The organism is Megasphaera sp. SW808, assembly GCF_012027795.1.
Lineage (GTDB): Bacteria > Bacillota > Negativicutes > Veillonellales > Megasphaeraceae > Megasphaera > Megasphaera stantonii.
Genome location: NZ_SJOT01000004.1, coordinates 1 through 12,542, shown reverse-complemented (window position 1 = coordinate 12,542; position 12,542 = coordinate 1). Strand labels below are relative to the sequence as shown.

The window sequence follows — 12,542 nt, the reverse complement described above, 5'->3', positions numbered from 1 at the left end:
AAAGGAGGAGATTCGTCTATGTATCAAGATAATCGGTGGTTGCGCATGCTGAAGCCGGGCATTACGGCGATCGTCGGGGCCGGCGGCAAGACGACGGTATTGGAACGGCTGGGGAAATACGGGCACAACAGCAAGCTGCCCATTATGATCAGCAGCACCGTCCCCATGGACAGCGCTTACATCGATAATGTAGAGCCCTTCGACGTCATCTGTACGTCCGACGTCGAAAAAGGAGAAGCATTCTGCGCAGCCCGCATTGCCGACGGCCGCGTGCCGGCCTGGTTTTGGGGCCTCGATGGCAACGACTGCTACACAGGCCTGCCGACGAAGGTCATCGAGCAGCTCAAGGTACGGCATCCGGCCTGGTATATCCTCATAGAAGGAGACGGGGCCAAGGGCAAATGGCTGAAAGCGCCTCTCCCCGACGACGTGCCCGTCCCGGTAAACTGCGATACGATTATCGGCGTGCTGAACCTGCAAATGCTGGGAAACTCGCTTCTTCCGGAAAAGGTAGAAGGCATTGAAACGGCGACGATGATCATGGGCCGGTCTCAGGGCGCCGTCATTACGCCGGCCATGCTGGCAAAGCTCATCAAGCATCCCCGCGGCATGTTCCGCGGCATGCCCTGCGCCCGCATTTTATTCTGCACGGGGTATAATGCCGTGCAGCACCGCATGACGGAAGCCTTGCTGGACGAAATGGAAGATTTCGGACTGGTCGCCAGCGTATTGGCCGACGGCTACAGAGAAGCCTGCACTATCCGGCAGTACGTTTCCTATGAACCTAGATAGAAAGAAAGCGTTTACGGTATATGATAGCAAAATTGAAATTAGCCTTGGGCTGCGTGCTCATCGTCGTCCTGGCTTCGGCCGGCCTTACGATGCACGTCATGAGTCATTCCTTCGACCGGGTACGGTCCGTCGTCATGCCCTTTGAACGACAGGCCAAGGAGGTATATGTGGGCGACGAATTTTCCCTGCCGCCGGCGGACAACGACCTGCCCGTATACGACCGGTATACGACGCGGGAGCGCCGGGCCAAAGGGCTGCCGCAGACGTACGGCGTGAAGCGTTCTTACTTTTACGGCGATCACGTTGCCTATCTGACCTTTGACGACGGGCCGAACCAGGCAAATACGGAGAAAATACTGGATATCTTAGAGCGTGAAAACATACGGGCGACGTTCTTCCTGACCGGGCGGAACGTAAGCCGCTATCCCGACGTGGTACGCCGCATATATCAGTCGGGCCATGGCATAGGCGTTCATTCGTATAGCCATGATTACAAAAAATTATACAGCTCTCCCCAGGTCTATATAGACGAGCTGCTGAAGACGGAAGAGATGATTTACCATATCATCGGCGTCAGACCGGTCATTTCCCGGGCGCCGGGCGGTACGGCCGGCCACTTCACGAAGGAATACTGGCAGGCGATTCAGGATATAGGATACGTCGACATCGGCTGGAACGCCTTGACGGGCGACGCCGACGGCACGGGCAGGACAGCGGAGAAGGCCGTGGAAAACCTGCGGAGCCAGCTGGCGGCCAGACCGTATTTAAATACGCATCTTATCATATTAATGCACGATGCCGCCGGCCATGAAGAGACGGTCAAGGCTCTGCCGCCCATCATCGCCATGCTGAAGCAGCAGGGCTATACGTTCCGCGTCGTTACGCCGTCGACGCCGCCGGCCTGGTAGGATATAATTTAAATTTTTCTTGACAACAACCTTCGTTTAGGTATACAATGGCACCAACAAATTTTAATTATTACACAAAGGAGACCATCTAAATGAAGGTTTTGTCATCTTTGCCTATGACAATTGCATCTGTCTTTACGTACTTTAGCTGGAGCTTTTTTAGCGCCGGCTATTTCGGCTACGGAAAATACAATAGGGACAATGCAGACATGGGCATAGGGAAGACGGCGGAACCCGTTTTCAGCGGCGTATAGCATCATACAGATGGATTCGAGCAGGCTCATGGCAGCCTGCTTTTTTTGTGGAGAAGTGGAGGACTTATCATGCTGAACCAAATTTCATTGTTTGCCGAAAATAAGAAGGGCGCCCTGCGCCGCATTACGTCGGTCCTGGCTCAGGCCCACATCAATATTTATACGATGCTGGCCAACGACAGCGCCGAATTCGGCATCATCCGCCTCATCGTGACGGACCCGGACAATGCCCTGAAGGCCCTGCAGGACGCAGGCTACCAGTGCCGCCTGGACAAGGTGCTGGCCATCGACATGTCCGATGCGCCGGGCACGCTGGACGGCATTTTGTCGAACTTGCAGGAAGCAAACGTATCGATCGACTACTTATACATTTCGTATAACCGCCAGACGTCGACGCCCGTAGCCGTATTCAAGACCAGCGAGCCCGAAACGGAAACGTTTCTGCGCGGCAAGGGATATATCCTTCTCAATTCTATTTAACAGGCATGAAAAAACATCCCCGCAGTTCCTCTGACACGAGGAATTGCGGGGATGTTTCTGTCTGACGTTATACGAGGTCGGCCAGCTCGAGGATGAGCCGTTCCGTCTTTTTCCAGCCCAGGCAGGGGTCGGTGATGGATTTTCCGTACGTCCCTTCGCTGATTTTCTGGCTGCCGTCTTCGATGTAGCTTTCGATCATGAGGCCCTTGACGAGGGTGCGGATGTCTGGGCACATATGGCGGCTGTGCATGACGTCCTTGGCAATGCGGATTTGTTCCAGATATTTTTTGCCGGAATTGGCGTGGTTGGTGTCGATGACGGCGGCCGGGTTCGCCAGCTTCCGTTCGGCGTACGCTTCCAGCAGGTTGTGCAGGTCTTCGTAATGGTAGTTCGGCAGGCTGTTGCCGAAGTTGTCGACGTAGCCGCGCAGGATGGCGTGGGCCAGGGGATTGCCTTTCGTGCGGACTTCCCAGCCGCGGAACAGGAATTCCTGGGAGTGCTGGGCGGCGGCGATGGAGTTGAGCATGACTGAGATATCGCCGGACGGCGGGTTTTTCATGCCGACGGGAATGCCGACGCCGCTGGCAATCATGCGGTGGAGCTGGTCTTCGACGGAGCGGGCTCCGACGGCGGCGTAGGACAGGAGGTCCGACAAGTAGCGGTAGATTTCCGGGTAGAGGATTTCTTCCGCGCAGGTGAATCCCGTTTCGCGGACGATGCGGGCGTTCATTTCGCGGATGGCAATGATGCCGGCCAGCATGTCTTCCTTGCCTTCCGGGTCGGGCTGATGGAGCATGCCCTTGTAGCCTACGCCGATGGTGCGCGGCTTGTTGGTGTATACGCGGGGAATGATGAAGATAGTGTCGGCGACTTTTTCCTGCACGGCGGCCAGGCGATGGGCGTAGTCGACGACGGCGTCTTCGTTGTCGGCTGAGCAGGGCCCGATGATGAGCAAGAAGCGGTCGTCTTCGCCGGTCAGGATGCGGCGGATCGTCTCGTCGCGCTGCGCTTTGATGCTGCGGATGCGGTCGTCAATGGGGAACTGTTCCATAAGCTCCTGCGGCGACGGCAGTTTTCTGATGAATTCAATTTGCATTGCCATAATACTATTCCCTCCTGCAAGCAGTTTCGGCCGGTCGGCCTTTTGGCGGTTAATACTCGAATTATAGCATATTATATCATAGACTTAGCTTTTGTAAATATTTTCAGGGCAAAAGGACAATTTTACGGCCTGCCCGATGAAAAACATTAGGTATCTCGTCTTGACAAGAGGCTTTTTCGGAGTATATAATGGCATTATTATACAGCATATTGCAAAAGGGAGCGGCATCGCCATGAAGAATCTATCCTTCGTGAACCATGCAATTGAATATGTCTTTACATACTTTAGCTGGGGCTATTTTTATTTTAGCGCTGGCTATTTTTGCTGCGACGAATTGAATAAGCATGACATCCGCATGAGAAGAAACTTCGGCAAATCGTATCGCTTAGCGGCAGGGGGAATATAAGATACCTGCACATACCTTTTGACACTGCATTTGGGACAGGCTCATGTGAGCCTGTTTTTTTTATGATGAAATGGGGGTCTTTTATTTATGATTATCGTATTGAAACAACATGCTCCGCAGGAATTCGTCGATATGTTAATGAGTTCCATCAAGGCCAAAGGCGTTCAAATCGACGTCAGCAAGGGGGCGCGCAAAACGATATTGGGATTAGTCGGCAATACGTCGGTTATCGATAGAGAGCAAATCGCAGGATATGAATTCGTGGACAAGGTCATCCGCGTAGAAGAGCCGTACAAGCGGGCCAGCCGCACCTTCCATCCGGCCGATACGGTCATCGACGTCGGCGGCGTACAGATCGGCGGGAAGAAACTGGCTGTCATCGCCGGCCCCTGCTCCGTAGAAACGCCGGAGCAGATCGAAGGCGTAGCCCAAGCCATCAAGGACGCCGGCGCGACGATGCTGCGCGGCGGCGCCTTCAAGCCCCGCACGTCGCCTTACTCGTTCCAGGGCCTTCAGGACAAGGGACTGGACATGCTCTGCCAGGCCGGGAAGAAAGCGCACCTGCCCGTCGTAACGGAAATCATGTCGGCCGATAAAATCGACCTGTTCCTGGAAGACAACGTCGACATCATCCAGATCGGCGCCCGCAACATGCAGAACTTCGAACTGCTCAAGGCCGTCGGCAAGACGCGCAAGCCTGTCCTCCTCAAGCGCGGCCTCAGCGCGACCATCGAAGAATGGCTTATGTCGGCGGAATACATCATGGCCGGCGGCAACCGCAACGTCATCCTCTGCGAACGGGGCATCCGCACCTTTGAAACGTACACCCGCAACACGCTGGACCTCAGCGCCGTGCTGGCCGTCAAGCATAAGAGCCACCTGCCTATCGTCGTAGACCCGAGCCACGCGACGGGCAAGCGGTGGATGGTCGAAGCGCTGTCCAAGGCGGCCATTGCCGCCGGAGCGGACGGCGTCATGATCGAAGTGCATAATAATCCGGACAAGGCCTTGTGCGACGGGGCCCAGTCCATTACGCCGGATATGTTTGCCCGGCTCATGGATTCGCTGCGCCAGCTGGCGCCTATCGTTGGCCGGGAATTATAACGGCAGACCGAGGGGGATATGATGGAACAGGGAGACTGCAATTTTGCAACGGAACAGACAATCGGAATTATCGGCTTAGGCCTCATCGGCGGCTCCTACGCTAAGGGACTGCGCCGCCTGGGCGCGGCGAAGATTCTTGCCGTCGACGTCGACGAGAAGGCGCTGCAGGCGGCCCTCGCTGACGGCGTGATCGACGAAGGCCATCGGGCCGGCGGGGAATTTCTGGCTCAGGCCGACATGCTCATCTTCTGCATGGCCGCCGACGCTATGATGGAGTTTATCCGCAGCAACGCCGCTCATTTCAAGGCCGGCGCGGTCCTGACGGACGTGACGGGCATCAAGGGCGACATGGCCCGGACCATCGAAGCAATGCTGCCGGACGGCGTCGATTTCATATCGGGGCATCCCATGGCCGGCCGGGAAGGCAAGGGCTACGGTATGTCGCAGGCGGAAATCTTTGACGGCGCGAATTACATCATCGTGCCGAGCCCGGCCAATAAGGCGGAACACATCGGCAGGGTGCGGGCCATGGCCTATGCCTTAGGCTGCGCCCACGTCGTCACCGTATCGCCGGAGGAGCACGACAAGCTCATTGCCTACACGAGCAGCCTGCCTCACGTGCTGGCTACGGCCTTAGTCAACAGCGAGGCCATGAGCCCGATGACCAAATTTTTCGTGGCCGGCAGCTTCCGTGACGGAACGCGGGTCGCCGATATCAACGCAACGCTGTGGACAAAACTGTTTTTATCCAATAAAGAAAATCTCTTGTACGAAATCGACCGCTTCGGCGACGCCCTGCAGACCTTTGCCGACATGCTACGCCGGGAAGACACGCCGGCTATTACGCAGTATTTGCAGCAAGCCGCCATGCGGAGAAGGGAACTAGTTCATGAAAAGCATACACATTGATTTAGGAAAGGATTCCTACGATATTCATATCGAAAACGGCCTGCTGGACCGGGCCGGGGAGTACGTCCGCAATTTGACGAAATCGCAGACCCTCGCCGTCATCAGCGACACGACGGTCGACGGCTTGTACGGCGACCGGCTGGAACAGGCCCTGCGCAAGGAGCATTACAACGTGCGCCGCATCGTCTTTCCCGCCGGGGAAAAATATAAATGCGCCGAGACCCTCCTGCAGCTGTACCAGGAATTATCCGATGCAGGCATTACGCGCAGCGACTATATCATCACCTTCGGCGGCGGCGTCGTCGGCGACCTGGGCGGCTTTGCCGCGGCTACATTCCTGCGGGGCGTGCCCTTTATCCAGATTCCGACGACGATTATCGCCCAGGTAGACAGCAGCGTCGGCGGCAAGGTCGGCATCGACCTGCCCAGCGGTAAAAACCAGGCCGGCAGCTTCTACCAGCCCAAAGGCGTCCTCATCGACCCGGAACTGCTCCGGACGCTGCCCCTGCGGTTTATCCACGACGGTATGGGCGAAGTGATCAAATACGGCTGTATTCACGACGAAGAGCTGTTCGCTTTGCTGGAAGCCTTAGACGACGAGACGATATCCGGTCATTGGGAAGATATCATCGGCCGCTGCTGTGAGGCCAAAGGGCGCATTGTTGAACGAGATGTGCTGGATTTGGGCGAACGGATGCTTTTGAATTTCGGTCATACGATCGGTCACGCTATCGAGCGGTGCTATGGCTACGGCTATTATACACATGGCGAAGGCGTTGCCGCCGGCATGGCTATGCTGACCGGCGTGACGGAACACATGGGCTTGACGGAAGCGGGAACGACTGAACGGCTCTGCAAGGTGCTGCGCCGCTATGGCCTGCCGACGGACGTGCAGGCTTCGGCAGATGATTTGCTCCGTTATATCGGCAACGACAAAAAGAAACGGGGCAACCGCATGACGCTGATTATCCTTAAAGCTATCGGCCAAAGTGAGCTTCTTCCGGTAATGGCCGACGAACTGCCGAAATATATACGCAAGGGAGAGTAGCCTCATGAATATACGTATTACGCCGACGCGTCTTCACGGTTCTGTCGTCGTCCCGTCGTCGAAAAGTATTGGACATCGCGAGCTCATATGTGCCGCCTTGGCTCAGGGAGAGAGCGTCGTAGAAAATATTTCCGTCTCGCAGGATATTGAGGCGACGTGCCGGCTGCTGCAGGCCTTCGGCGCTTCGATTGAAGAAATCCCGTCGGCCTACGAAGGGCGGACGGCGTATCGCGTCAAAGGCGGGCTGACGAAACAAGGGGAGGCGCTGACTGTTGATTGCGGCGAATCTGGCTCCACCCTGCGCTTTTTGATTCCCATCGGCTTATACAGCGGCAATACCGTCGTCTATACGGGGCGGGGACAGCTTGTCAAACGGCCCTTGGAGCCGTACTACCGCATATTCGACGAACACGGTGTGTCTTACGAGCCGACGGAAGGCGGTCTTCCCCTGACGGTGGAAGGCTGTCTTCAACCAGGACGATACGCCCTGGCCGGCGACGTAAGCTCCCAGTTTTTTACAGGACTGCTGGTTATGCTGCCCCTTCTGGACGGAGACTCGGTGCTGGAGAGTACGACGCCCTTGGAATCGCTGAGTTATGTTACCATGACATTGGACTGCATGGCCCGTCACGGCGTTGACGTTCAATGGGATGGAGGCCGCCTGTTTCATATTCCCGGAAATCAGCAGTATATGGCCGGGACCTACGCCGTCGAAGGCGATTATTCGCAGGCGGCGTTTTGGCTTGCAGCCGGGACGCTGGGACACCCTGTGGAATGCTTGGGCCTGCGCCATTCGTCGTCTCAGGGCGACGAAGTCATCGTCTCCATTTTGCAGCACATGGGCGCTGTCATAGGGCAGGCGGATTCTATCGCGGCGCATCCGTCGCAGTTGACGGGTCAGGTCATCGACGTGGAAGATTGTCCCGATTTAGTGCCGATTTTGGCTGTGGCTGCCTCCTGCGGGCAGGGGACGACGCATATTATCCATGGAGCCCGCGTGCGGCTGAAAGAGTGTGACCGCCTTCACGCCATTGCGACGGAGCTCAATAAAATTGGCGGCTGTGTAGAAGAAGAGCCGGACGGCCTCATCATTCGCGGTGTAGGAGCCCTTACCGGCGGCCGGGTCAGCGGCTGGAACGACCACCGCATCGCCATGGCCCTGGCCATTGCGTCGCAGCGCTGCAGCGGCGAGCTGATCATCGAAGGAGCCGAATGCGTGCGCAAATCCTATCCTGACTTCTGGCAGGATTTTGCCAAGCTCGGCGGGATATACAGAGTGGAGGAATAAGGCATGAACAATACATTCGGGCGGTCCGCCGCCCTGACTATATTCGGCGAATCCCACGGCGTATCTATCGGGGCCGTCCTCGACGGCCTGCCGGCAGGAGAAGCCATCGACTGGGATGCCGTGCGGACGGAAATGGCCCGCCGCGCGCCGGGGCGAAACGCCATGTCGACGGCTCGTTCCGAAGCCGATGCCTTTGAAGTGCAGAGCGGTTTTTTCAATGGCTATACGACGGGGACGCCCCTGTGCGCCGTCATCCGCAACGGCGACCACCGCTCCAAGGACTACGACCAGCTGCGCCATATCATGCGGCCCGGTCATGCCGATTACAGCGGCAAAATCCGTTACGGCGGATATAACGACTTCCGCGGCGGAGGGCATTTTTCCGGCCGCCTGACGGCGCCGCTGGTCTTTGCCGGCGCAGTGGCCTCACAGATATTGAAGCGGCGCGGCGTCGCCGTCGGCGCCCATATCCTGCAAATCGGCTCGGTCCGCGACGCGTTCTTTAATCCCTTGGGCGAGGATGAAGCGCTGTTCGCCTCGCTGAAACAAGAGACTCTGCCCGTATTGGACAAGACGAAGCAAGCTGAAATGGAAGAAGAAATCATGGCGGCTAAGGGCGACCTCGACTCGGTAGGCGGCATCATCGAATGCATGATTACGGGCCTGCCTGCCGGATTGGGGAATCCTTTCTTCGATTCCGTCGAAAGCGCCCTGAGCCATATGATATTTTCCGTGCCGGCCGTCAAGGGCGTCGAATTCGGCGACGGCTTTGCCCTGGCTTCCATGCGCGGCTCCGGGGGCAACGACGCCTTCTATTACGACGGGGCTGCCGTCAAGACGAAGACCAACCGCAACGGCGGCATCAACGGCGGCATTACCAACGGCATGCCTGTCCTGTTCCGCGTCGCTGTCAAGCCTACGCCGTCCATCAGCCGCCTGCAGGAAACGATAGATACGGATACGCAGGAAAACTGCACGTTGGAAATTAAGGGGCGGCATGACCCCTGCATCGTCCAGCGCGCCGTACCCGTCGTCGAGGCGGCGGCGAGCTGGGCGATATTGGACGTATGGCTTTCTACAGAAAAAAGGATGTGAAAATATATGGCGACAGACGAGTATTCCATTCCTGTCGGATGCTTCGGAACTCCCGGTTCATACAGCTATCGGGCGATGATGGGACATTTTGACGGGAAGCCTATAACGCCGACATACTACGGGCAATTCGCTGACTTAGTGCAGGCCGTGGCCGACGGCACGGTGCGCTACGGCGTCCTGCCTATTGAAAACTCCTCTACAGGAGGTATCACGGAAGTATACGATTTGATACACAAGTATGACTGCCGTATTGTAGGCGAACGATATTTGAAGGTAGAGCATCATCTTCTGGCGTATGGAGATACGAAATTAGAAGATATACGGACGGTATATTCCCATCCGCAGGGATTGGCCCAGTGCCGGAAGTATTTGACAAAGCATGCCGACTGGACGGTGTGTCCTTACTACAGCACGTCGCAGAGCGCCCAATTTGTACAGAAGGAACGGCGTCATGATATTGCCGCTATTGCCAACAGTACGGCTGCCGATATGTACGGCCTGACTATTTTAGAGCGCGATGTCAACGACAATCCGACGAATTTTACCCGCTTTTTTGTGATTGCCCCCCATTCGGAAGAGCCGGGGCTGGCGGATAAGATTACCCTTGTCCTGACCGTTCATCATGCGCCGGGTGCGTTGTATCATGTGTTGGGGCATTTCTTCTACAACGATATGAATATGACCCATCTGGAATCACGGCCTATTGAAGGGCGGCCCTTCGAGTATTTCTTTCATATCGACGTCATGGGCAGCATGAAGGACCCCGGCGTCGTCCGCACGCTGCAGGCCTTGGAACGGACGTGCAAGTATTTTAAAATTTTGGGCAATTATCCGTCCGATAAGGAGGGCATCAGCCATGAAACTCGGGCTCATTGGTGAACGGCTGGGGCACAGCCAGTCGCCGGCGATTCACAAGCGCATATTTGAGCTGCTTGGCATAGATGGGCAGTACGACTTGATTGAAGTAGAGCGCGGCGGCGTGGAAAAAGCTTTGGAAGAACTGAAACAACAAGGGTATGCAGGTGTCAATGTGACGATTCCCTATAAAAGAGACGTCATGCCGTGGCTGGACGACGTTGCCGGAGAAGCGCAGGTTATCGGCGCAGTCAATACGATACACATGACGAGCTGGGGAAACTTCGGCTATAATACGGACTACTACGGCTTCGGCCGTTCTCTGGATCACGCCGGCGTTGCCGTAGAAGGAAAGTCCTGCGTCGTCTTGGGGACAGGCGGCGCGGCGCGGGCTATTTTAAAATGCCTGGCTGATAAAAAGGCGGCAAAACTCACCGTCGTATCGCGGAAAATAACGGAAGCGGCCGACTTTAAGGCCTTTGCCGACAGCCTGCATATCGGCATGATCGGCTACGACGAGCTGTCCGACGACGGAGGAGATGTGCTGGTCAACTGTACGCCTGTCGGCATGTATCCCGACATCGGCGGAGCTCCCCTGCCGGAGCGCAGCGTTTCGCACTATGAAGCCGTTGTCGATATTATTTACAATCCCAAAAAGACGAAGCTGCTGGAATATGGAGAACGAAACGGCGCGAAGATAGTAAATGGCATGTATATGCTCGTGGCCCAGGCCGTCGGAGCGGAAGAAATCTGGCAGGGCCGGGCCATTGATTCGGCAGTCATCGAGGCCATTGCGGCGGAAATGGAGCGGCAGTATGAACGAAGATAAAAATATCGTGCTCATCGGCATGCCGGGCAGCGGGAAGACGACCTTAGGAAAACAGTTGGCAAGCCGGTTGGGGAGAACGTTTGTAGATGCCGACGACTTTGTAGTCCAATTAGAAGGAAAGACTATCGCCGACATGTTTGCCGTCAGCGAGGAGTATTTCCGCGACGCTGAAACGAGAGCTGCCCAAGAGCTGGCGAAACGGAGAGGACTGGTCGTGGCCTGCGGCGGCGGCGTCATCAAACGGGACGTTAACATCAAAATTTTAAAACGAACCGGCGTTGTCATTTTTTTAGACCGCTCGCCTGACGATATTGTAACCGACGTCGACGTAGCCAGCCGGCCCTTGCTGAAAGACGGCAAGCAAAAGGTCTACGACTTGTACAATGAACGCATTGCCCTGTATTGGGCGGCGGCCGATTATACGATAGTTAACGATAAAAAAGCAGAAGAAATATTGGACGAATTAGTTCGTCTCAGTGAAAGCATATAAACTATATATGAGTCGGCAAGACGCTTCTACATTTAGAGGCGTCTATTTTTTTAGAATTTTTAATGTAATAGGCACGCGGGGTGCTTGCATATACATGCATTACAGGTCGATGGAGATGTGAAACATATTTTATCATCAGGGGGGAACAATTTGTATGATTTATATTGTAAAAAAGTAATTGTTTAGCTATAATAAGAGTAACATATTGCATATATACTGGAAAAAATAATAGCTGTTCATGATTTTAAGATGAAATGAAGGAGGATTGCAGACAGGACGTAAGGATTATGCAGTATGGATCGGCAATTATTATTCGTATATATTTTAAGAAAGGATGAGATTTTATGAATAAGATCCACAAGGTCGTATGGAATGCCGCGAGAAATTGCTATGTCGTAGGCTCGGAATTTATCTCTTCGCATACGGGGGGGGGGGTATGGTTTAAGTAGTAATCGTACGCAAAATAGAAGAAAAAATTTGCAGCGGCTTGTCGTCGCTTCGCTGTTAGCGGGAGCGGCTCTCATGCCGTCTTTTGTCATGCCGCAAACTGTATATGCTGATTTGCAGGATAGTATTAACACCGTCCAAGAACGATTAAATGACGAACGAGATCTCCGAGTAGAAGCGGATAAAGGATTGCAAACTAGTATTAATGACGTTAATGCTAGAGTAGCTGCCGAAGAAACATCCCGGGTGGAAGCTGATGCAAGTTTGGAGAGTAAGATAGACGCGGTAAATAAGTGGCGAGAAGATGGCGATAATGCGCTGCAGGGCCAGATAACGGCAGAATCACAACAACGTGAGGATAAGGACAATGACCTGCAGAACCAGATCACGAATGAAAAGCAGCAGCGCGTAGACAAGGACAATGACCTGCAGAGCCAGATCACGAATGAAAAGCAGCAGCGCGTAGACAAGGACAATGACCTGCAGAACCAGATCACGAATGAAAAGCAGCAGCGCGTAGACAAAGACAATGACC

13 protein-coding genes are annotated in these 12,542 nt (G+C 55.0%); 12 read left to right on the top strand and 1 reads right to left on the bottom strand.

From position 1 onward, the window contains the following. Positions 1–18: 18 nt before the first annotated feature. The 3 genes from yqeC to E0L13_RS02355 all read left to right on the top strand — a co-directional run bounded on the left by yqeC (position 19) and on the right by E0L13_RS02355 (position 2,434). Positions 19–792 carry a selenium cofactor biosynthesis protein YqeC gene (gene yqeC / locus E0L13_RS02365; RefSeq protein WP_087478540.1) on the top strand — a complete coding sequence of 258 codons (774 nt, stop codon included), beginning with the start codon at positions 19–21 and terminating at the stop codon, positions 790–792. 20 nt (positions 793–812) lie between these two features. After that, the gene (locus E0L13_RS02360; protein WP_168060029.1) at positions 813–1,700 is read left to right on the top strand and encodes a polysaccharide deacetylase family protein; all 888 of its coding nucleotides are present in this window, start codon (positions 813–815) and stop codon (positions 1,698–1,700) included. A 323-nt stretch (positions 1,701–2,023) separates the two neighbouring features. Beyond that, positions 2,024–2,434 carry an ACT domain-containing protein gene (locus E0L13_RS02355; protein WP_095629955.1) on the top strand — a complete coding sequence of 137 codons (411 nt, stop codon included), beginning with the start codon at positions 2,024–2,026 and terminating at the stop codon, positions 2,432–2,434. A 67-nt stretch (positions 2,435–2,501) separates the two neighbouring features. Here E0L13_RS02355 and E0L13_RS02350 read toward each other — a convergent pair whose 3' ends face one another. After that, entirely contained in the window at positions 2,502–3,530 is a 1,029-nt protein-coding gene (locus tag E0L13_RS02350; RefSeq protein WP_346766158.1) for a 3-deoxy-7-phosphoheptulonate synthase, read from the bottom strand. Positions 3,531–4,029: 499 nt separating this feature from the next. Here E0L13_RS02350 and aroF point away from each other — a divergent pair, with 499 nt between their 5' ends. The 9 genes from aroF to E0L13_RS02300 form a co-directional block, all read left to right on the top strand. Beyond that, complete coding sequence (gene aroF, locus E0L13_RS02345; protein ID WP_168060025.1) at positions 4,030–5,046, top strand: 3-deoxy-7-phosphoheptulonate synthase; 1,017 nt, start codon at positions 4,030–4,032, stop codon at positions 5,044–5,046. Positions 5,047–5,064: 18 nt separating this feature from the next. Then, the gene (locus E0L13_RS02340; RefSeq protein WP_240924635.1) at positions 5,065–5,955 is read left to right on the top strand and encodes a prephenate dehydrogenase; all 891 of its coding nucleotides are present in this window, start codon (positions 5,065–5,067) and stop codon (positions 5,953–5,955) included. Next, positions 5,936–7,003 carry a 3-dehydroquinate synthase gene (aroB, locus tag E0L13_RS02335; RefSeq protein WP_107195782.1) on the top strand — a complete coding sequence of 356 codons (1,068 nt, stop codon included), beginning with the start codon at positions 5,936–5,938 and terminating at the stop codon, positions 7,001–7,003. The genes E0L13_RS02340 and aroB overlap by 20 nt, the downstream gene beginning before the upstream one ends. Before the next feature lie 4 nt (positions 7,004–7,007). Further along, the gene (gene aroA, locus E0L13_RS02330) at positions 7,008–8,291 is read left to right on the top strand and encodes a 3-phosphoshikimate 1-carboxyvinyltransferase (protein WP_168060023.1); all 1,284 of its coding nucleotides are present in this window, start codon (positions 7,008–7,010) and stop codon (positions 8,289–8,291) included. Between the two features lie 3 nt (positions 8,292–8,294). Further along, positions 8,295–9,386 (top strand): chorismate synthase, encoded by a 1,092-nt coding sequence (gene aroC, locus E0L13_RS02325; protein WP_168060021.1) that lies wholly within the window; start codon positions 8,295–8,297, stop codon positions 9,384–9,386. Positions 9,387–9,392: 6 nt separating this feature from the next. Beyond that, the gene (pheA, locus tag E0L13_RS02320; RefSeq protein ID WP_206081473.1) at positions 9,393–10,265 is read left to right on the top strand and encodes a prephenate dehydratase; all 873 of its coding nucleotides are present in this window, start codon (positions 9,393–9,395) and stop codon (positions 10,263–10,265) included. Continuing rightward, positions 10,243–11,070, top strand: a complete 828-nt coding sequence (gene aroE / locus E0L13_RS02315) for a shikimate dehydrogenase (protein WP_168060019.1) — start codon at positions 10,243–10,245, stop codon at positions 11,068–11,070. Before pheA ends, aroE begins: the two co-directional genes overlap by 23 nt. Then, entirely contained in the window at positions 11,057–11,560 is a 504-nt protein-coding gene (locus E0L13_RS02310) for a shikimate kinase (RefSeq protein WP_168060017.1), read from the top strand. The genes aroE and E0L13_RS02310 overlap by 14 nt, the downstream gene beginning before the upstream one ends. Positions 11,561–12,037: 477 nt before the next feature. Then, positions 12,038–12,542: hypothetical protein (locus tag E0L13_RS02300; protein ID WP_206081472.1), on the top strand; the 505-nt coding region annotated here is incomplete at its 3' end.